This is a genomic window from Acinetobacter rudis (assembly GCF_000829675.1).
Classification (GTDB): Bacteria; Pseudomonadota; Gammaproteobacteria; order Pseudomonadales; family Moraxellaceae; genus Acinetobacter; species Acinetobacter rudis.
In genome coordinates, this window is sequence record NZ_BBRX01000036.1 from 12629 (window position 1) to 32763 (window position 20135).

The following is a 20135-nucleotide window of genomic DNA, read 5'->3' on the forward strand; positions in this document are numbered from 1 at the left end:
TTTTAAATAAGGGATTATGTTATTAATTGGATTAATATTTAAAGTTCAATGAAAGTACTGCACTGCGTCCTTCAGCTTCTGTTGCATAGTGAGAAGCATAAGCCTTAGTAAAGTAACGTTTATCAGATAGGTTGTTGACATTTAACTGTAAGTTAACATCTTTGTTGATGTTATAACGTGCCATTGCATCATAACGCACGTAACTTGGTACCCACTTAGTATTGGCTAAATCACCATAAACTTTGTCACTATACACTGCACCACCGCCAATACTTAACTGAGGTAATACTTGGTAAGTAGTCCAAAGTGTTGCACTGTTTTTAGGTACATTCTGCATTTGATTGCCATTAAACACAGATTGGTCTGTACATTTATCGCCACGGCAAGACTTTCCGTTTTTGATTGATTCACTGTCTAGGTAAGTATAGCCCGCAGACACAGCCCATTTATCAGTGATATTACCGTTAATACCCAACTCAACACCATCAACTTTACTTTCACCACCATTGGTATATGTGGTTGGATCGAGTTGAATACGTGTATTTTGTTTTTCAGTACGGAAGATTGCAGCAGTTAGATTTAAGCGTTTGTCGAGTAGATCCCACTTCGTACCAATTTCGTAGGTACGTGCTTTCTCTGGATCAAGATCACTTAGATTTGCATTGAGTCCAGTCTCAGAACCATCACCCGCATCAGCACCTACTGGGTTTGCTGAAGTTGCAAAACTTGCATAAATTGAACCATTCTCTACAGGTTTGAAGGTTAAGCCAGTTTGGTAAGAGAAGAAGTCAGTATTGTTCTCAATTTTCTCACCTGTTGCATGGGTTTTAAGCTCGGTATTGAATTTATCCCAACGTACGCCTACATCGACTAACCATTGTGGGTTAATTTCAATGTTGTCGAGTAAATAAAGAGAAGTGGTATCCGCTTTTGTGGTTGTGACTTTTTTATTTTTGGTCGTACTACCTAACCATGGATCATATGGATTTGGATTATAGGCATCGGTACACCATGCATCATTAATTTTGCAGTCGCTGTTGAATCCACCAGATGTAGAACCAGTATAGCCTGGGTATTGAGTCGAGTAGTTACCTTTATCAGATTGCTGGTTGCTATATTCTATGCCCGTATTAAAACTGTGTTTAATACTTCCTGTTTTAAACTTTCCTGTGAGAGCAAGTTGGTTAGAGAAAGCATCTGTATCTGTTATACGTGAGTTAATACGGCGCCAAACTTTATCGTTGGCAATATTCCCTTTACTGTCATCTGGCTGAGTCCAGAGGTAGTCATTTTTAGATTTGTTGTATACAGCAGTATTACTAATGGTCAAATCATCAGTAATGTCATGTTCCAACTTAATCGTACCGATATGATTTTCTTGTTTTTGGAAATCACGGTCTTTTAAACCATAGTAAATACCTTGTTTAGCATCTAGAGGTTTACCCGTTGCGGTATTAGTTTGATGGTTCCAATATGGTACGCCTGAGTCAGGCGTGTCATCCGACTTTAAGTAGTAATAACTTAAAGTGGCACGTGTTGGGCTACCTAAACCAAAGCTAATACTTGGTGCAATACCAAAACGTTTATATTCAGCACCATCATTTTGACCTGCTTTATCGTTTTGATGTCCCATGATTGCTACACGAGCAGCCGTACCGTTACCAAAGTCTTTGTTACCATCTAAGGTAATACGTGCATAGTTATCAGTTCCGCCTTGTACAGAACCTTCAATAAAGTTTTCTTGTTTAGGGAGCTTAGAAATTAAGTTGATGCTACCACCGACACTTCCTGCACCACCTAATGCCGAGGCAGAACCTTTAGTGACTTCGACTTGTTCAACTGCAAACATTTCACGATTTTGTGATGTTGAGTTACGAATACCATCAACATAAATTGAACTTTCTGAACTATAACCACGAATAAATGGACGATCACCATTTGGATTACCGCCTTCACCAGCACCCAGAGTGATTCCTGGTACTGTACGAAGTGCATCACTGAGGGTATTTACTTTAGTATCACTAATTAGCTGTGGTGAAATTACATGAACTGACTTGGCGACATCGAGTAGGGGAACCGTAAATTTATTATTTGCTGACTGATCAACTTTTAAAGACTTATCTGCTTGTGCTTCTAAGTGGATCGTTGGCAGTTGTACGTGTTCTTGCTCTTGAGCCATCGCTTGTGTAGCGATTACTGAGATTGAAGAGACAATCGCAGAGGAGACTATTTTCTTCCGTGTTTTTATGAATGACATCATTCGGCTCGATAGGTAATCTAAAATAGAGTGCAAATAATAATGATTATTGTTTTTTAAGACTGGCTTAACTAAATTGAAAAAATAGATTAAATATTGAGAATTAAAAGAAAAAAATACTGGTGGGAAGTATAAGATTTTACTAAGGTATTGATTTTATTTTTTATTAATAATTCCTTTAATCATGAATTAGTTTATTGTTTTTTTTACTTTAAAAAATGGAGAAGTGCTTGGATGTGCAGTATGAAGAATGTTTGGGCTATTTTTGACGTAAAAAAAGCCCCGTGAGTACGGAGCTTTTTAATGGTTTTTACGACTTAGAATTTAAACGTAGTGCTTAATTGCACACGGCGACCTTCTTGAGTGTTGCTATAACGGTTGTAGTAACTGCTTCCGACTTTCTCGTAGTCAGTAAAGTTTTTATCAAATACGTTATAAAGTGCTACACCGATATCCCAATTGTCTGTGACATTAAAATTAGAACCAATATGGAGTAGACCGTAAGCTTTATAATCACCTAAAGCATCATAAGTTGCTTTTTCTTTGTTTGAAAGACTGTCATAACTTGAAAGGAAGCGGGCTCTTTCACTGCGATATTCACCACGAGCCCATAGTTGAATATTGTCATCTGCTTGCCATTTTAATGTTGCATTGACGATATGCTTAGGTGTGTCATTTAGAGGAGGATTACCCAGTTTACTGTCTTTGATCTCGGTTTCAGTCCAAGTGTAGTTAACACCTAGTTTCCAATCTGGATGGAATGTCCAGTTAGCACCTGTTTCAATACCATAAATTTCGGCTTTTTCCGCATTAACGGGACGTCTTACAACCCATGCTTTATCTCCAGTATCACCTGGTTGCATTACCCATGGTGTGCCTAAGTCAGCCATCATTTCTTCGCAGTTAGCTTTGTTTAGACTAGCATCACATGTTTTTAAGATATTACCATTCATGATCTTGTCTTCAATCTGGCTATAAAAAGCTGTGATATTAAAGTCAAAATTATCGTTGTTGCTAAAGTAGGTGCCAAACTCGAGGTTATTACTGGTTTCTGGCTTGAGATCTGGATTGCCAAATAATGGAGTACGGCCTTGACCACCTACGTTATAAATGCCATCAGTCAGACGCTCTAGACGTGGTGCTTTATAGCCTTCACTATATCCACCTTTAAAAGTCCATTGGTCATTAGCATTCCAGACTAAGTAAGCGCGTGGTGTCCAAAAACCACCAAAAGTATCATGATCGTCATAACGTAAGCCCAGTGTTAAAGCTAAGCGGTCATTGATAGCCCAAGTGTCTTCAGCAAAGATCCCGAGTTGTTTAAATGAGACTTCTTGTTTGGCGCGTAGACCATCTTTAATACTGGCATCCCACCATTGTCCACCAACGGCAATACTATGATCACTAAAGTGCTGTGTAGTAAACTTGGTGTCAAAAATAGTATCTTCACTTTCAAGTAAACGTGGCGTAATTGCCTTTGAACCATTTTGAGCTCTTGAAGGAATTAAACGACCTTCAGTTTCTGTTTGGGTATTACTGATACTTGATTCTAAAATGCCAAATTTATTACGCCAAGTATGCGCAAGAATCATTTTTTCACGATTATATTCCTGCGATTCATCATAGCCACCATCTGCACCGAGTGTACCCAGTTGGCTCTTACTGTTGTCATACCATTGGTTGGTTTGTTCATATTCAGCAGAGATATCATGATCTTTAGTTGGTGTTAGGGTGAATCTTACGCCAACAGTATCTAAATCGGACTTCGTAGGGTTGTTGCCCATATTGAGTTCTGTTTGATCATCTTTATCATCTATACGAGCAACATGTGATTGATCTCGTTCAGTCATACGCCCACGGATTTGTACACCTAATAGGTCAGGAATTAAAGGACCCATAACAAAGGCATCAATCGCACGTTGGTTACCGAAATCTGAACTATTCGGTAGGATCGTGCTGTCTAGTGTGACAGAGCCAGTCCAAACATCTGAAACTTTCTTAGTAATAATATTCACTACACCACCCATGGCATCAGAGCCATATAAGGTAGAAGCAGGCCCACGTATGACTTCAATACGTTCAATTGCTGAAACTGGTGGAATAAAACTATTATTCGACTCACCGAAACCATTTGGAGTGATGTCACCTGTACTGTTTTGACGGCGGCCATCGACCAGTACTAAAGTATATTCTGAATCCATACCGCGGATACGAATGTTTAAGCCCCCTGTTTTACCAGCCATTGGACTGATATCAACACCTTCAACATCAACTAATGCATCAGCAACTGAGTTGATACGTTTATCTTTTAAATCTTGCGCAGTAATGACTGTAACACTGGCAGGTGCATCTTTTAATTTTTGCTCATATCCAGATGCCGTCACGACAATTGTTGGAAGAACAACACGTTCCGAATCCGTTGGTTTTTCATTTTCATTGGCATAGGCAGTGCCTGCCATCAGTGCAAAGACTGCAACTGCTAAAGGGCGAGCAGTAAAATTCATCATCGATTAAATCCCATTAAAGAAGAAATTACTAAAAAATAGGCACAATCTTAATAATAAGCATTATTATTAGCAATAAAATTTATACAGTAATTGAATAAAAACTCTAAATTTATTCACAGCATATTTAAAAGGTGTGGATATATATCTTTTACTTAGTAAAACTAATGTAATTTTGAGCAGATCTCATGGAAAAAAGTAAAAAGCGCAAGGTATTAAAGATTGTTGTTCTAGATTGTCATGAGGGTGAGGGAAACGGCAGTTATAACGTGTTGAATGCTAAATGTAATGGGATTGTTGGTTAAAAAATAAAAAAAATACCAGTTTATGCCCAAGGATTTTGTATATCTTGCATTGTTGGCATATAATGTAGCACTTTTTAAAACTGTAATTACTACTTAATATATCGAGGAAGCCATGCAAGTAACTTCTGAAGCGGTTTCGGGCGTAGCCCGTCGTTTAAATGTATCTGTACCGACGAGCCGTGTGAACGAACAGTTTGAAGCTCGTTTAAAGCGCACTGCAAAAACTGCGAAGATCAACGGCTTCCGTCCAGGTAAAGTGCCATTAAATGTTGTACGCCGTGAATATGGTGCAGGTATTTACCAAGAAGTGGTAAATGATGTAATCCGTGACACAGTATTTGAAGCAATTCAACAAGAAAAAATCAATGCTGTTGGCATGCCAAACATTGAGAAAGTTGAAAACAAAGAAGACGCTTTGGTTTATGAAGCGACTGTAGAAGTTTATCCAGAAGTTAAAGTAAATGCATTTGATACTTTAGAAGTTGAACGTAAAACTTCTGAAATCAAAGATGCTGACGTTGACACTATGTTAGAAAACTTGCAAAAACAACGTCAAACTTGGGTTGAAACCAAAGGTATGGCGAAGAAAGACATGCAAGTGACTTTTGACTTCGAAGGTACTGTAGACGGTGAAAAGTTTGAAGGCGGTGCTGCTGAAGACTTTAAACTTGTTTTAGGTTCTAACCGTATGATCCCTGGTTTTGAAGACGGCATCATTGGTATGAAGAAAGGCGAAGAGAAAGTTATCGATGTAACTTTCCCTGAAGATTACCAAGCTGAAAATCTAGCTGGTAAAGCTGCTCAATTCAAAATCAATGTGAAACTTGTTGAAAAAGCAAAACTTCCTGAAATTGATGCTGAATTCTTAACGATCTTTGGTCTTTCTGAAGAAGATGGCGTTGAGAAATTAAAAGCTGACGTACGTAAAAACATGGAACGTGAAGTTAAAAATGGCTTACGTAACCAAGTTAAAGGCGCTGCATTTGATGCACTTGTTGCTGCAAATGAAGTTGAAATTCCAGCATCTATGCTTGCTCAAGAAATTGACCGTCAACGTCAACAAATGATCCAGCAGTTCACTCAACAATTTGGTGCTCAAGGTGCGCAAGCATTTGACAGCAGCATGTTGCCAGATGAGCTTTTCAAAGAACAAGCTGAAAAATCTGTGAAACTTGGTGTATTGGTGAGTTCAATTTTAGCTGAGTCTAAACTTGAAGTAGATCAAGCACGTGTTGATGCTTATATCAACGATATGGCTTCTTCTTACGAAGATCCTACTGAAGTTGTTGAATACTTCAAAAATGACGAAAAACAACGTGCTCAAATCGAAGCTGTTGTTTTAGAAGATCAAGTTGTTGATCACATCCTTGCGTCTGCTAAAGTAACTGATAAAGCTGTAAGCTATGATGAATTGTTGAAAGAACAACAAGCACGTCAACAAGCTTAAGTTTTATTTGACTAAAGAAGGCGCTTAGTGCGCCTTTTTTATTGTGAACATGACAGTGAAAAACTATGAAATTGAGGGCAGTAGAAAAATGTTCGCTCTTTTATAGGGAATATTTTGCAATTTTGAATATTATCCCGCATATTGTGGGAATGAATCTGAGAAACAAAAATCAGGAATAAATAACGTATGTACGTTCCAACTATTGAAAATGCATTAGTCCCCGTTGTTATCGAACAGTCTTCTCGCGGTGAACGCTCATTTGATATTTTTTCACGTTTGTTACGTGATCGTGTCATTTTCTTGACGGGTGAAGTTGAAGACAATATGGCCAACCTTATTGTGGCGCAGATGTTGTTTTTAGAGGCTGAAAATCCAGATAAAGATATTCACCTTTATATCAACTCACCTGGTGGTTCTGTGACTGCGGGTATGGCGATTTATGACACCATGCAGTTTATTAAACCTGATATCGTGACTTATTGTATGGGACAAGCTGCTTCTATGGGTGCGTTCTTACTCAATGCGGGTACAAAAGGTAAGCGCTATTGTCTTGAAAATGCACGAGTAATGATTCACCAACCTTTGGGTGGCTTCCGTGGTCAGGCTTCTGATATTGAAATTCATGCACGTGAAATTATCTTTATCAAAGAGCGCTTAAACCGCTTAATGGCGCAGCATAGTGGACAGGATTACGAGACAGTTGCACGTGATACAGACCGTGATAACTTTATGACAGCGCAACAAGCAAAAGAATATGGCTTAGTTGATGAAGTATTGTCAAAACGTCCTGAAAACTAAGATCTAAAAGTAAAGCTAGAATATTTGGAGTAAAAATGTCCGATAATCCTCAAGGACAAAAGCATTGTTCATTTTGCGGTAAGACGCAGTCTGAAGTCGGTAAGCTGATTGCAGGCGAGGACGCATTTATTTGTAATGAATGCGTGGACGTGTGCATGGACCTAGTTCAAACCAGTCAACAAGTAGAAAGTGGTGACTGGGCAACTCGTCCTTTGCCTAAGCCGCATGAAATTCGTGCTGCACTTGATCAATATGTTATTGGTCAAAGCACTGCGAAAAAGACTTTGTCAGTAGCTGTTTATAACCATTACAAACGCTTAAAAGTATCTCAAACTGCACAAAAAGAAGATGCAATTGAAATTGCTAAATCTAATATTTTGCTGATTGGACCAACAGGTTCAGGTAAAACATTACTAGCACAAACTCTTGCACGCTTACTTGATGTGCCATTTGCAATGGCTGATGCAACCACCTTAACCGAAGCAGGTTATGTGGGTGAAGATGTTGAAAACATCGTGCAAAAGTTACTGCAAAAAGCCGATTATGATGTGGAAAAAGCACAAAAAGGCATTATCTACATCGATGAGATTGATAAAATCACACGTAAGTCTGAAAATCCATCTATCACACGCGACGTATCTGGTGAAGGCGTACAACAAGCACTCTTGAAAATGATTGAGGGTACAGTTGCTTCAATTCCACCTCAAGGTGGACGTAAGCACCCACAGCAAGAATTTATTCAAATCGATACATCGAATATCTTGTTTATCTGTGGTGGTGCGTTTGCTGGTCTTGAAAAAGTCGTACAGCAACGTCAAGAGAAAGGCGGTATTGGTTTTACTGCAGATGTGCGTAGTAAAGATGATACTAAGAAAGTCTCTGAGTTGTTTAGTCAAGTTGAAGCCAATGATTTGGTGAAATTTGGCTTGATTCCTGAGTTTATTGGTCGTTTGCCTGTAATTGCGACTTTGGAAGAGTTAGATGAAGATGCATTAATGCAGATTTTAACTGAACCAAAAAATGCTTTAACTCGCCAATATCAATACTTATTTGAAATGGAAGATGTTGATCTGATTTTTGAAGATGATGCATTGCGTGCGGTTGCACAAAAAGCCTTAGATCGAAATACAGGTGCACGTGGTCTACGTTCAATTTTGGAAAATGTATTGCTTGAAACAATGTATGACCTACCAAGTCGTGATGACGTGGGTACAGTCGTCATCAATGCTGCGGTGATTACCGATCAGGCACAACCTGAGTATAAGAAAGAGCGTCAGCCAAAGACAGAACAAAACACTCAAGACAAAGCTGAATTAAAAGTCATTAAATCAGCTTAATCTTGTTTGAATAAAAAACCGTGCAATGATAGTTGCACGGTTTTTTTTATTTTTTAATTTATTTATTGGGTTTTTTCTGCTCAACCAAAGGTGCAACAATTTTACTGAGTTGGCGCATAAATTCTTCTTTCTGAGCTGGATCGTTATAAAGTTCAGAGGCAACTTGAGTCGATTGTTGCATCATATCAGCAGTTAATTTAATGGTTTTTTTACTAATTGACTGACCCAGTGGTGAGCTCAAAAATGTGATATAAGCTTGGGCTTCTTCTTCCGTATAAGTTTTTTGATAAACATCTTTAATGGCTTGTATGAATTTTGGATGCTTTAACATTTCTTGGTTTTTAGAGAGCATAAGCTGAGAAAGCTGTTGAGCAGCTTGTTGTTGCTTAGCATCTAGTTTTTCAACATCAAGCGCTTGTTTGATGATCATATCAGCTTGTTGATCAAATATAGGGCGCATTTCAGTTGTACTATTTTTTAAGAGGTCTTCAACATTAGAGAGTTGCATTAATTTTTCAAGTGATGCAGATTGCATTGGTGCTGCATATAAATTGGCGCTTGAGCCAAGAAGAGTGACGAGTAGTAATGAGGAAAGACGTTTATGCATAGTAAATCTCTAATGTTTGAATATTCTGAAGGATCAGTGAACTGAGTCTTTGATCATAACAGCATTTATAAGCAAATTTAGTCAATAGATTTTATTTGAATGAGATTTATTCGCATTATTTTCGCTGATCTACTTCTTGATCGCGTCCTGTATATTTCTTATGCTTTTTTATATTCCTTTTGCTACTGAGTTTGCTGATGTCGAAAACTTTTGTGTTAGCTCCAGATTCATTTAAAGAAAGTATGACTGCAAATGAAGCCTGTCAGGCCATGCGTTTAGGCATAGCGCGTATATTTCCTGATGCAAATATTATTAGTGTGCCTATGGCTGATGGTGGCGAGGGTACAGTTGATGCCATACTTGCTGCATGTGCTGGGGAAAAGGTTAAATGTGAGGTCATGGGGCCATTAGCCGAGCAGTGTGTTGAGGCTTATTTTGCATTACTCGATCAGGGCCAGACGGCAGTCGTTGAAATGGCTTTGGCCAATGGGATACAGCTGCTTGATGTATCAAGACGAAATCCACTTTATACCAGCAGTTATGGTACAGGACAACTGATCAGTGCTGCCTTAGATCAAGGTGTAAAACGGATTATCATTGGTTTGGGTGGGAGTGTAACCAATGATGCAGGTATTGGCATGGCACAAGCATTGGGAGCACGTTTTTATGATATCAAAGGGCGAGAACTTAACTTAGGTGCTGAGTGCTTGCTGCAATTGGATCGAATCGATATCACTGGATTAGATCCGCGTTTGGCACAGACAGATATCGTGATTGCAAGCGATGTGACCAATCCCTTACTTGGACCTAATGGTGCTTCGTATATTTATGGCCCACAAAAAGGAGCAACTGCTGCTCAAGTACCGTTTCTAGATCAGTCATTGGCTCATGTGGCAGCAATAGTACAGTCTCAGTTAGGTATAGATGTACAAGATATTGCAGGTTCAGGTGCTGCTGGTGGCTTAGGTTATGGATTGATGGTGTTTGCCTCGGCTAAGATGTCTTCAGGCGTGGAGACGATGCTCGATCTGGTACAACTTAAGCAATATTTACCCCAAGCAGACTATGTCTTTACTGGTGAAGGTGCAATCGATCAACAAACTTTACAGGGCAAAACGCCATTTGGTGTGATGCGTATAGCCCAACAGTTCAATGTGCCGGTTATTGCTTGTGCAGGGCGTGTAGGAGAGGGGATTGATGCGCTTTATACAGCAGGTTTTTCTGCTATTTTTTCGATCGTTCCAGAGTGTTGTACGGTTGAACAAGCCTGTTTGCATGGTGCTGAAAATCTAGAGCGTTGCTGTGAAAATATTGCGCGTATAATGCGAATGGCTGAATCTTAACTGAGCACAGCTATTTAAAACCATTAGTTTAATATTGATCCTGAGGATGAAAATCTAGCATGGGCTTGGTTGAATTCAGCTTTTCGCTGTTGGCTCTGTTAAACTGCCTAGATCAAAAATATGTTGGGTGGTTATGAGTTTAAATGTCCTAATTGATGAGTTAAATGCTCAGCAAAAACAAGCAGCAACCACCGAATCTCAACATAGCTTGATTTTAGCAGGAGCAGGCTGTGGAAAAACTAAAACAATTGTAGCGCGCGCCGCCTATCTAATTGAACAAGGTGTCCCTGCGGATCAAATTCAAATTTTAACTTTCACTCGAAGAGCTGCGAGTGAAATTGTTGCACGAGTTGAGTTGGCACTTGGAGATGTTGCTAAGGGGTTAAGGGCCTCTACATTTCACACCTTCTGTACGTATTTGTTGCGTCGAGCACCTAAGGCATTTGGTCTTGAGCAATTTTCAATTATTGATCGTGATGATCAAATGCTCATTTTTCGTTTATTGCGTGGCAAAGACGATAAAAATCACCTTAATGACTTGCCTAAACCTAAAGAGCTTTGTGACTTATATTCTTTTGCGCGCAATACACGGCAGTCATTAAGTCAGGCATTAGAGGCACAGCTTCCTGAGTATCTAGAGCAAAAAGATGCAATTAAACACATCATGCAAGATTATGAGCAACGAAAAAAAGCGCGTAATTTCCTTGATTATGACGATATATTAGCCTTTGTTGCTGTTGCATTGGCTCAGTCCGAGGGGCTGGTGAATTATGTCGCGTCGATGTGTAAGCATCTGCTGGTCGACGAAATGCAGGATACCAACCCTTTGCAATGGGCCTTACTTGAGCCATTGTTGCAAAAGGTCAATTTATTCTGTGTGGGAGATGACGCACAGTCGATTTATGCGTTTCGTGGTGCAGATTTTGAAAACATTCATCATTTTAAAGAACGTGTACCTCAAGCAAATATATTTAAGTTGGAACAAAATTATCGCTCCACTCAAGAAATTTTAGATCTTTCAAATTGGCTGTTAGCACAAAGTCCTATTGAATATAACAAGCAATTACAGGCACAGCGTGGTGCAGGGCTAAAACCTAAACTGCATATTTTTCGCAATGAATTTGATGAAGCAGCATGGATTGTTGATGACATAAAGCGACGCCATCTGACTGATGGTGCTGCGTGGAATGAACATATGGTGTTGTTGCGCTCGTCCTTTGCAGCACGACACATTGAGGCCGCTTGTATACAAGCAAATGTGCCATATCGTTTTATCGGTGGCATGAAATTACTTGAAACAGCCCATGTAAAAGATTTACTGAGTATGCTGCGCGTCATTGCCAATCCACAAGATGACATTGCATGGATGCGCTTTTTAACACTCTGGCCTGGGGTGGGTGATGTAGGGGCGAGTAAGCTTGCATTGCAGTTGCTTAAAGCAGAAGACTTTTCGGCGATCGTAAAAATACTTGAAAAATTTGGTCGAGTGTCGCCACAAGCAATCTTAATCATGCAGCAAATGTCGGTATTAAAAGATCAAGTACATGCTTGTGTTTGTTTGGCAATTGAGGCGTTGCAAGATCAGCTTGCCGAGAACTATGCCAAGAAAGATTGGTCTAAGCGACGCAATGACTTTGACTTAGTTAAACAACTTGCAGAAAAACATCATCAGCTCAGTGAATTCCTTGAGCAGTATGTACTTGATCCTATTTCTATTTCAGAGGTAGAGCGATTACAGCAAGATGATGTAGTTACACTGATTACAATCCATTCGGCAAAAGGGACTGAGCAAAAAGTGTGTTATGTTGCCAATGTTAGCCCTGGTCAATACCCGCATGCACGGGCTTTGGAAAGTTTTGCTGAGGTTGAAGAAGAGCGTCGAGTGCTTTATGTGGCTTTAACCCGCGCTCAAAATGAATTAATTCTGACTAAGCAAAACTTAAGCCAGTGGACCACTGAAAAATATGATGAGCAAGGCCGTAAAATTGAAAATTATTTTTTAACAGGCTTAACACGTCAATTATGTATCAGTGAAACTCATCATCAACAGAGTACATCACATCGGACTAAGTCATATTCATCAGGTAGAATAGATTTCGATTTTGGATTAAATCTAGATTAAACTTAATCAACCGTATCTGTGAATTTTTCATAGTGTACTTTTTTTGTTGTTTGAACTTATTGTTGTTTAAAAGGTTGTGAAATGAAAATACTCGTGCGTAATTTAGAGCGATCAATTACTGAAGCAGAATTGTTGGCTCTATTTGAACCTTTTGGGCAAATAGACTCTTGTGTGATTGTGTTGGATCAGGGGACTGGTAAATCTAAAGGCTTTGGTTTTGTTGAAATGACCAATCCTCGTGAAGCAATTAAAGCGGTTAAGGCTTTGAATACTTTAAAAGTTAAGGGTATTGGTATCCGAGTTAAAGTTGCTGAATAAGTCAGTCTAATGATTTTGATATGTCAGAAGAGTGAGTAAGTCAAAGCATCGAATTTTTTCAAATTATTTGATTGATGGGCTTTGATGACATATTAAAAAAAAAGCATTTAAATACTTTGTTTTTTGGCAAAGTATATTTAAGCTAAAGCAGAGTGCTATTTGGAAATGAATTATGTCCCGTGTTGCGCGCTATCACACTGATCGTACCAATCAAAAACTATATTTTGCGCGTTTGGCTTGTCAACAAGCAGAGCAATTAGATCATGTTCAACAAGCTCAAGCTGCTCGTGAAGCTGCGGTTTTTCATTTACATGGTGCACTGTTGGCATTTTTACAAGAGTTGGCGCGTTATTATCGTTTAAACGATCCCTATCCAACATTAAAGTCAATAGAAATAGAAATGGCACAAAAAGGACAGGTATCACCAGAAGTTACGGTGATGCAACAATTGGCCAAACAAGGGCTTATTGCAGAGTTGAAGCGTGCATATCGACTGTGCCAGTACGCGACTGAACCTGCAGCAATTGAGCCCGAACCTGAAACTTCATCCAACTTGATTATTAAAGTGACTCAATCTCCACAAGCATGGTTGCCAGACAGTGCAATTTTGCGTGAGTGGCATCGAGATTTATCACAGTTGTTCGATGGATTTCGTAATGAGATGGTCGAATTCTAACTTATAAACGGGATGACTTGAATTGTACGATGTCTATCCCGATATATCATCGCACTACACTGCAAAATTAATATTTTGTATTGTGTTGAGCATGGAGGATCTATGACTATAGAACAGTTAAAAGAATTATTCGGCAATCAAGAAGTCATTCTCGAATTAGTTCAACTTGAAGGTGGTGAGCTGGCACTACGTAATGCTGGTTCTGAAAAAGAGCCATTAATTACAATTCAGTTTAATGCTGAGGTTAAACAGATGTTAGGTGAGCAAACAACTGTATTGGCTCAACACATGATTCAGGCTGCATTATTTAGCTTGATGGAAAAACAAGTAGGCGAATGGCAAGCTGAGGTTGTAGATGAAAAACCTCAATTTCTAAGCTAAGCGATTGCGAATATCTTCCTATCTTGTCGTTTAGACAAGATAGGTTTTTTTGTGCCTGAGATTTAAACTGTGCAAAGGTACATTGTTTAGTGATGACGACTGTTGCTCGTGTCTTCAAAAATTTGGGATAGTGGAATAGACAGGCGAGCATTTAAAAAGTCATCAGACTCTGATAATGCTGGGCCAAGGTCTTGTAGCCAAACTTTGTTGACAGCAACCTCAAGTAGATCCTGACGTCGAGGTAGTGGATACGGCAACATATTGTAAAACTGCCAAAAATCAACTTCGTTTAGATTACGCACAAGTACGAACTGGTCATCACCTGTACATTTTACTAGGTTGTTTTTCACGAGGATATTGATATACGTTGGCCAACGTCCAATTTCTTCGCGCCCTAAGACTTCAAGGCCTTCAGCATCTGAAACGGCTTCGCCTTTTTTCTGTTTATTGTAAAAGAGTTGCAGTAGGTCCATGAGCATAATGACTGGATGGTGATTTGACTCTTTATGCGCATTAAAAGCGGTTAGCGCATAGCTAATCTCAACACCCAATAAAACGATGTTCCAAGATAAAAATATCCACAGTAGGAAAATAGGTACAGCGGCAAAAGCACCATAAATAATTTCATAACTGGTGAAGTTGGCCATGACAAAGCCAAATAGACTTTTGAGTAAAACGAAAATCGTGGCACTAAATGCCGCGGCGATCATGGCTGCTTTTGCAGGCACAGGGCGATTGGGTATCGTCCAATATAAAATAAAGAATCCGAGTATGGTTAAAGTAAAGGAAATTAGGCTGAATAAATAAGCACCATCAAGTTGATAGCCTGCAAAGTTACTGCTGAGCACATTCATCGATGCAATGGTTGATGAGATTACAAAGGCGCTGCCCAGCAAAATTGGACCCAGTGAAATAATTGTCCAATAACGCATAAACCCGATAATTCCTCCGCGTGTTTCACGTACTCGCCATATTCGGTTAAATACAGATTCAATGCTCGTTAACATTAAGACTGTAGTTACGAATAAGAATAAGATACCAATAATCGTTAAGTTACTGGATTTAGAGGTAAAGGCATTAAGTGCTTTGTCAAAAGCGATCGTGGTTTTAGGCAGAAAGTTACTGTAGATCAGCTGTTGTAATTGTTGTCTTGCTGGTTCTAAGGCATTGATAGAGGAAATAATAACTAAAAAAACGGTCAGCATTGGCACGACTGCAAAGAGCGTGGTATAGGTAAGAGAGCCTGCCTGTTCTCGGCAGCGATCTGCTTCAAAACGTTTAATCACAAATAGCATAAATTGAAACCATGTGTGATCGTAAAAAGGAAGTTTCTTAAAATACTTTTCAAACATATAGATGCCGTCTCATTCTTTTATTTAAATTCTTACATTATTCAAATGCATAGAGATGTCCCAAAAAGAGAAAAATAACGTATAGTTTTCTCTTTTATCGTAGTCTAGCAAAATATGCAGCCATATATCCTTGTTTTATATTACAGTAAATACGGTTCAGTGAAGAAAATGGCTGAACTGATTGCAAAGGGCATTGAATCTACAGGGTTAAATGTAAAAATTAGAACTGTCCCTCAACTTGCTACAGTGGTCACTGAAGCTGCTGCAAGTATTCCAGAAGAGGGGGATTTGTACTGTAGTTTAGAGGATTTAGCCAATTGCTCCGGACTTGCACTGGGTTCGCCAACACGTTTTGGCAACATGGCAAGTGAAATGAAATATTTTTGGGATCAAACGACAAGTCTATGGCTCAGCGGTGCTCTACACGGTAAACCTGCATGTGTATTTACAGCATCAGGTTCAATGCATGGTGGCCAAGAAAGCACCTTACTGACTATGCTGCCGCCATTATTTCATCATGGCATGATGATCATGGGCTTGAGTAATGCAGAGCCTGCCTTGTCGAATACGAAAACGGGCGGTACACCATACGGGGCGAGTCATGTGAGCGGTTCTCGACACGATCAAGCATTGAGTGAAGATGAGCGTATCTTGTGTGAAGCTCAGGGTAAGCGCCTTGCTGAAGTGGTACAACGCTTAGCTTAAAAATAAGCATATAGCAACATGGATGTTTAAGCTTTCAAATTGATAAATCGTTAGAGGGAATCATGACACTACATCATTACGCTGTTCAAGTGAGATGGCAGGGCAACACAGGTACAGGAACTTCATCTTATCAGGCTTACCGCCGTGACTTTGATGTAGAGCATCCCAATAAGCCGATTATTTCAGGATCAGCAGATCCAGCCTATTTAGGTGATGCAGCGCGTTGGAATCCAGAAGAGCTACTTGTTGCAGCTGTTTCTTCTTGTCATAAGCTTTGGTACTTACATTTGTGTGCAGACCACAAGATTTGTGTATTGAGCTATGTCGATGAAGCACTGGGTGAAATGCAAGATAATGATCCGGTAAAACGTGGACATATTACTCAAGTGACTTTGCAGCCCCATGTGATTATTCAGGATGCGGAACAATTAGAACTTGCGCAAAGCCTACATGCACTAGCTCATCATGAGTGTATGATCGCCAATTCTGTAAATTTTCCAGTGTACTGTCAGCCGCGGTGTGAAGCACAGTCTGAACAGAAATGAAGTTTAAGCTTGAGCTTCTAACGACCAATTGAGCTAATGCTAAAGTGGTTGGAGTATGTCAAAATTATCTGGTATTAGATGAATGATTTGATACTTATATTTGTATACATACAGATAAAGTGGTGAGTATAAAAAATAAACTTATATTGGCTAGATTTATCGAAGATTTTGAGACTAGGGTAAAAAATGAAAAAGCTGACAATTGCGTTGTGTGGTAGTGCTGTACTAACTTTAACAGCATGTTCTACAACAGAAACATCAAGAAGCATTCAGGCACCACAAGTGACCGCAGCAACTTCTGCTGTGAAATATCAGGGTCCAAAAACACCTGTATCTATCGGTAAATTTGATAACCGTTCAAGCTATATGCGTGGCATCTTCTCCGATAATGTTGATCGTTTAGGTGGCCAAGCCAAAACAATTTTAGAGACACATTTACAGCAAACGGGTTATTTCACGGTATTAAATCGTGATAATTTGTCTGAATTACAACAAGAAGCAGATTATACCCAAACAAGTCAATCGATTAAAGGCGCACGTTATGTGTTAACGGGTGATGTATCTGAATTCGGTCGCAAAGAAGTGGGCGATCAACAACTATTTGGGATTTTGGGCCGCGGTAAAGAGCAGGTTGCTTATGCCAAAGTGAATCTGAATATTGTCGATGTAAAAACCTCAGAAGTTGTCCACTCTGTACAAGGTGCGGGTGAATATGCATTAAGCGCACGTGAAGTATTAGGTTTTGGTTCAACAGCCTCTTATGACTCTACTTTAAATGGTAAAGTACTTGATTTAGCTGTACGTGAAGCAGTCAATAATCTTGTTTTAGATCTGCAAACTGGCAAATGGTCATTGAAATAAGGCAGTTTAAAAAATAATGAAAAATTTATTTTTGCTACCTCTTATTGGGTTGGCCTTGGTGGGCTGTGTATCAACGCCAAGTGCTTTGTATAGCTGGGGTTCTTATCCTGAGCAAAGCTATTTAATGTACAGCCAGCCACAGAAGGCATCACCGAGCGCACAAATCCAAAAGCTTGAAGCTGAGGTTGAAAAAAGTAAAGCCAAGAACTTAGCCGTTCCACCGGGTCTTTATGCTCATTTGGGTTTGATGTACGCAGAAGAAAATAACATGAATCGAGCAGCTGAGTATTTTCAGTTGGAGCGTCAAGTCTATCCAGAATCTACTGTGTTAATGGATCGTTTATTGAAGCAACTAACGGGCAATAAAGGAGCTGCGAAATGAAATTGAATTTCAAATGCGCAGTATTGTTAACAGCCGCTTCTTTGTTGGGAGGCTGTGCGACCACAGCAACCACGCAAAAAGATATGTCTGACTTCCGTGCACATATGCCGCGTTCGATCTTGGTTTTACCGCCTGTAAATGACTCTCTTGATATTAAAGCAGCATATAGTGTGTGGTCAGGAGTTACTGTGCCGATAGCTGAAGCTGGCTATTATGTTTTTCCGATGGCTGTTGTTGACAGTATGTTTAAGGAAAATGGTGTGCATAGTGGTGCTGAGGCACAAAATATTCCAGCAAAAAAATTGCAGGAAATATTCGGTGCAGATGCTGCGCTTTATATTCGCATTAAACAATATGGTGCGAGTTATCAAGTTTTACAAAGCGTTTCTACTGTTGCAGCAGAAGCCAAACTCATTGATTTAAAAACAGGTACTCTATTGTGGTCGGGGTCTAAATCACTTTCACAATCAAGTAATAATGGCGATAGTGGTTTAATTGGTGCATTGGTTGGTGCAGTGATCGATCAGGTTTCAAATAGCTTAAGTGATCGTTCATATCCTTTAGCTAATCAAGTGAATATGATGATGTATACACCTACACCATCACGACCTGGTACAGGGCTATTGTATGGTCCACGCTCACCGCAGTATCAGCAGGACGTACCAACAAAATAACTTGAGTCATACTTTTTGACTGCGTATTAAAAAAGCCTTGATGTTAAGACATCAAGGCTTTTTTGTGATGATTTACACTTAGGCGTAAATCATCATGTGTTTAGACAACTCATTCGTCGCGAACAAACTGTACTGTGCTATCTTGGAGTGATTGGACACGTGCCAAAGATTCTACACGGTAGCCTTTTTCTAATAAAAGCTTGCGGCCTGGTTGGAATGATTTTTCAATTACAATCCCAATACCTAAGACTTCAGCTTGTGCTTGATGAATTAAATCAGCTAAACCAAGTGCTGCTTGACCATTTGCAAGGAAGTCATCGATCACTAATACGCGATCAGTTGCAGCGATGTGCTTGTTAGAAATGGCGATAGTACTTTCAGTTTGCTTCGTAAATGAAAATACTTTAGAGCGGTAAAGATCATCTTTAAGCGTTAAAGATTGATATTTACGAGCAAAAATAACAGGTACACCAAGTTCTAAACCCGCCATAACCGCTGGTGCAATACCTGAAGCTTCAATGGTGATGATTTTAGTGACGCCTGCATCTTTAAATCGACGAGCAAATTCTTGACCAATTTGCTGCATAAGCACTGGGTCAATTTGATGGTTGAGGAAGGAGTCGACTTTCAAAACCTGATCAGAAAGAACGATACCTTCCGCTAAGATTTTCTGTTCGAGTGCTTGCACAGGGAGAATCCTCTAGAAGTCAGATGCTTTTAGCAAATGCGTATTTTAAAAAGCACCTGAAAAAATGCAAGCTTAATTGAGTTGAATCGCAAAAATTAAGCAAGCTTTTTTGAAAATCTTATTTTTTATAATTTGTAAGTAACAAACTATAAGAGGTTTTTCCATCTTGGTGGGTCATTTTTACAGGTAAATAATCCAACTGAGGCGCTAACCAAAAAATAGAGCTCTTGGTTGCATTGTCATGTTTTAATAAGACCTTAATCGTACTGTAGGTACCATAAGGTGTCGTAACAGACTCGGTTCCTTGCTTAATAAACTGACGCGCATCAGCTGATTTGGCATCGGCAATATAATAAGTTCCTTTAAGACCACCGCCTTTGAGGTCTTCACGAACCTGTAATTCAGCATTCAGTTCATCAAGTACACCGGCTCTCCAAGCAAATGAACGTGCTTTATCATCTTTTTGAGTGCTAATGACTTTGCTGCTTGGGTTAAAGGTGATATTGAGTTTGTTACTATGAACCAATACTTTACTTGTTCGACTAAAACTGCTCGATTGAATTTGTCCATTACTTAAACTAAAACGGCTGGTTTCATTGGCTGAAGCCAATGCTGCTGCCTTAGCCGAGAATGAGTATGTCCAGCTATTGCCATTTTGTGCAAGTTGACGTGTGGCACTACCTACATTTTTTCCATTATATGAAAACTGGTAACTGGCATTAAATGGACTGAGTGCGAAACTACTACTTGATACGCCTCCGAGTAAGACCAAACTCGTAAGGGCTGTAAGCAAACGTGAAGAGTTTGAAGTAAACAAATTCATTATATTGGTC

General features: G+C 39.4%; 19 protein-coding genes. 13 read left to right on the forward strand and 6 right to left on the reverse strand.

The window, feature by feature from the left end; translation table 11 throughout:
• Positions 1-31 precede the first annotated feature (31 nt).
• Both Aru01_RS10760 and Aru01_RS10765 read right to left on the reverse strand, forming a co-directional pair.
• Positions 32-2257: a TonB-dependent receptor gene (locus Aru01_RS10760; RefSeq protein WP_016654946.1), complete on the reverse strand. Its 2226-nt coding sequence runs from the start codon at positions 2255-2257 to the stop codon at positions 32-34.
• Positions 2258-2574: 317 nt separating this feature from the next.
• Positions 2575-4764, reverse strand: coding sequence for a TonB-dependent receptor domain-containing protein (locus Aru01_RS10765; RefSeq protein WP_016654947.1), 2190 nt, complete (start codon positions 4762-4764; stop codon positions 2575-2577).
• A gap of 414 nt (positions 4765-5178) precedes the next feature.
• On the opposite strand from Aru01_RS10765, the gene tig reads away from it, so the two are divergent.
• The 3 genes from tig (at position 5179) to clpX (ending at position 8648) form a co-directional block, all read left to right on the forward strand.
• On the forward strand, positions 5179-6513 hold the full coding sequence (gene tig, locus Aru01_RS10770; RefSeq protein ID WP_016654949.1) for a trigger factor: 1335 nt from the start codon (positions 5179-5181) through the stop codon (positions 6511-6513).
• A gap of 186 nt (positions 6514-6699) precedes the next feature.
• Positions 6700-7311 (forward strand): ATP-dependent Clp endopeptidase proteolytic subunit ClpP, encoded by a 612-nt coding sequence (gene clpP / locus Aru01_RS10775; RefSeq protein WP_016654950.1) that lies wholly within the window; start codon positions 6700-6702, stop codon positions 7309-7311.
• A gap of 35 nt (positions 7312-7346) precedes the next feature.
• Positions 7347-8648 carry an ATP-dependent Clp protease ATP-binding subunit ClpX gene (gene clpX / locus Aru01_RS10780; protein ID WP_016654951.1) on the forward strand — a complete coding sequence of 434 codons (1302 nt, stop codon included), beginning with the start codon at positions 7347-7349 and terminating at the stop codon, positions 8646-8648.
• A 58-nt stretch (positions 8649-8706) separates the two neighbouring features.
• Here the strand turns inward: clpX and Aru01_RS10785 are convergent, their stop codons facing one another.
• The gene (locus Aru01_RS10785; protein WP_016654952.1) at positions 8707-9255 is read right to left on the reverse strand and encodes a DUF2059 domain-containing protein; all 549 of its coding nucleotides are present in this window, start codon (positions 9253-9255) and stop codon (positions 8707-8709) included.
• A 197-nt stretch (positions 9256-9452) separates the two neighbouring features.
• Here Aru01_RS10785 and Aru01_RS10790 point away from each other — a divergent pair, with 197 nt between their 5' ends.
• The 5 genes from Aru01_RS10790 (at position 9453) to Aru01_RS10810 (ending at position 14095) form a co-directional block, all read left to right on the forward strand.
• Positions 9453-10598: a glycerate kinase gene (locus Aru01_RS10790; RefSeq protein ID WP_016654953.1), complete on the forward strand. Its 1146-nt coding sequence runs from the start codon at positions 9453-9455 to the stop codon at positions 10596-10598.
• A gap of 133 nt (positions 10599-10731) precedes the next feature.
• The gene (locus Aru01_RS10795; protein WP_016654954.1) at positions 10732-12720 is read left to right on the forward strand and encodes an ATP-dependent helicase; all 1989 of its coding nucleotides are present in this window, start codon (positions 10732-10734) and stop codon (positions 12718-12720) included.
• Positions 12721-12801: 81 nt separating this feature from the next.
• Complete coding sequence (locus Aru01_RS10800) at positions 12802-13038, forward strand: RNA recognition motif domain-containing protein (protein ID WP_016654955.1); 237 nt, start codon at positions 12802-12804, stop codon at positions 13036-13038.
• Between the two features lie 172 nt (positions 13039-13210).
• Positions 13211-13714, forward strand: coding sequence for a DUF6586 family protein (locus Aru01_RS10805; RefSeq protein WP_016654956.1), 504 nt, complete (start codon positions 13211-13213; stop codon positions 13712-13714).
• A 102-nt stretch (positions 13715-13816) separates the two neighbouring features.
• The gene (locus Aru01_RS10810) at positions 13817-14095 is read left to right on the forward strand and encodes a hypothetical protein (protein WP_016654957.1); all 279 of its coding nucleotides are present in this window, start codon (positions 13817-13819) and stop codon (positions 14093-14095) included.
• Between the two features lie 86 nt (positions 14096-14181).
• Here Aru01_RS10810 and Aru01_RS10815 read toward each other — a convergent pair whose 3' ends face one another.
• Positions 14182-15447, reverse strand: a complete 1266-nt coding sequence (locus tag Aru01_RS10815) for a YihY family inner membrane protein (protein WP_016654958.1) — start codon at positions 15445-15447, stop codon at positions 14182-14184.
• A 114-nt stretch (positions 15448-15561) separates the two neighbouring features.
• Here Aru01_RS10815 and wrbA point away from each other — a divergent pair, with 114 nt between their 5' ends.
• From wrbA to Aru01_RS10840, 5 genes are all read left to right on the forward strand, one after another.
• Positions 15562-16152, forward strand: a complete 591-nt coding sequence (gene wrbA, locus Aru01_RS10820; RefSeq protein ID WP_016654959.1) for an NAD(P)H:quinone oxidoreductase — start codon at positions 15562-15564, stop codon at positions 16150-16152.
• Between the two features lie 62 nt (positions 16153-16214).
• Entirely contained in the window at positions 16215-16697 is a 483-nt protein-coding gene (locus Aru01_RS10825; RefSeq protein ID WP_016654960.1) for an OsmC family protein, read from the forward strand.
• A 186-nt stretch (positions 16698-16883) separates the two neighbouring features.
• Positions 16884-17558: a CsgG/HfaB family protein gene (locus Aru01_RS10830; RefSeq protein WP_016654961.1), complete on the forward strand. Its 675-nt coding sequence runs from the start codon at positions 16884-16886 to the stop codon at positions 17556-17558.
• 16 nt (positions 17559-17574) lie between these two features.
• Positions 17575-17940: a DUF4810 domain-containing protein gene (locus tag Aru01_RS10835; protein ID WP_016654962.1), complete on the forward strand. Its 366-nt coding sequence runs from the start codon at positions 17575-17577 to the stop codon at positions 17938-17940.
• The gene (locus Aru01_RS10840; protein ID WP_016654963.1) at positions 17937-18614 is read left to right on the forward strand and encodes a DUF799 domain-containing protein; all 678 of its coding nucleotides are present in this window, start codon (positions 17937-17939) and stop codon (positions 18612-18614) included. Before Aru01_RS10835 ends, Aru01_RS10840 begins: the two co-directional genes overlap by 4 nt.
• A 109-nt stretch (positions 18615-18723) precedes the next feature.
• Here Aru01_RS10840 and Aru01_RS10845 read toward each other — a convergent pair whose 3' ends face one another.
• Both Aru01_RS10845 and Aru01_RS10850 read right to left on the reverse strand, forming a co-directional pair.
• On the reverse strand, positions 18724-19302 hold the full coding sequence (locus Aru01_RS10845; protein ID WP_016654964.1) for a xanthine phosphoribosyltransferase: 579 nt from the start codon (positions 19300-19302) through the stop codon (positions 18724-18726).
• Positions 19303-19420: 118 nt separating this feature from the next.
• Positions 19421-20125 (reverse strand): DUF3108 domain-containing protein, encoded by a 705-nt coding sequence (locus Aru01_RS10850; protein WP_016654965.1) that lies wholly within the window; start codon positions 20123-20125, stop codon positions 19421-19423.
• Between the last annotated feature and the right edge of the window lie 10 nt (positions 20126-20135).

What these genes read in the sequence shown, in the direction of transcription:
- clpX (WP_016654951.1), top strand. Translation starts at nt 7,347, where the DNA reads ATGTCCGATAATCCTCAAGGACAAAAGCATTGTTCATTTTGCGGTAAG.
- Aru01_RS10785 (WP_016654952.1), bottom strand. Translation starts at nt 9,255, where the DNA reads ATGCATAAACGTCTTTCCTCATTACTACTCGTCACTCTTCTTGGCTCA.
- Aru01_RS10795 (WP_016654954.1), top strand. Translation starts at nt 10,732, where the DNA reads ATGAGTTTAAATGTCCTAATTGATGAGTTAAATGCTCAGCAAAAACAA.
- Aru01_RS10760 (WP_016654946.1), bottom strand. Translation starts at nt 2,257, where the DNA reads ATGTCATTCATAAAAACACGGAAGAAAATAGTCTCCTCTGCGATTGTC.
- Aru01_RS10815 (WP_016654958.1), bottom strand. Translation starts at nt 15,447, where the DNA reads ATGTTTGAAAAGTATTTTAAGAAACTTCCTTTTTACGATCACACATGG.
- Aru01_RS10825 (WP_016654960.1), top strand. Translation starts at nt 16,215, where the DNA reads ATGACACTACATCATTACGCTGTTCAAGTGAGATGGCAGGGCAACACA.
- Aru01_RS10810 (WP_016654957.1), top strand. Translation starts at nt 13,817, where the DNA reads ATGACTATAGAACAGTTAAAAGAATTATTCGGCAATCAAGAAGTCATT.
- Aru01_RS10800 (WP_016654955.1), top strand. Translation starts at nt 12,802, where the DNA reads ATGAAAATACTCGTGCGTAATTTAGAGCGATCAATTACTGAAGCAGAA.
- Aru01_RS10765 (WP_016654947.1), bottom strand. Translation starts at nt 4,764, where the DNA reads ATGATGAATTTTACTGCTCGCCCTTTAGCAGTTGCAGTCTTTGCACTG.
- Aru01_RS10790 (WP_016654953.1), top strand. Translation starts at nt 9,453, where the DNA reads ATGTCGAAAACTTTTGTGTTAGCTCCAGATTCATTTAAAGAAAGTATG.
- Aru01_RS10835 (WP_016654962.1), top strand. Translation starts at nt 17,575, where the DNA reads ATGAAAAATTTATTTTTGCTACCTCTTATTGGGTTGGCCTTGGTGGGC.
- Aru01_RS10840 (WP_016654963.1), top strand. Translation starts at nt 17,937, where the DNA reads ATGAAATTGAATTTCAAATGCGCAGTATTGTTAACAGCCGCTTCTTTG.
- tig (WP_016654949.1), top strand. Translation starts at nt 5,179, where the DNA reads ATGCAAGTAACTTCTGAAGCGGTTTCGGGCGTAGCCCGTCGTTTAAAT.
- Aru01_RS10850 (WP_016654965.1), bottom strand. Translation starts at nt 20,125, where the DNA reads ATGAATTTGTTTACTTCAAACTCTTCACGTTTGCTTACAGCCCTTACG.
- wrbA (WP_016654959.1), top strand. Translation starts at nt 15,562, where the DNA reads ATGCAGCCATATATCCTTGTTTTATATTACAGTAAATACGGTTCAGTG.
- Aru01_RS10805 (WP_016654956.1), top strand. Translation starts at nt 13,211, where the DNA reads ATGTCCCGTGTTGCGCGCTATCACACTGATCGTACCAATCAAAAACTA.
- Aru01_RS10830 (WP_016654961.1), top strand. Translation starts at nt 16,884, where the DNA reads ATGAAAAAGCTGACAATTGCGTTGTGTGGTAGTGCTGTACTAACTTTA.
- clpP (WP_016654950.1), top strand. Translation starts at nt 6,700, where the DNA reads ATGTACGTTCCAACTATTGAAAATGCATTAGTCCCCGTTGTTATCGAA.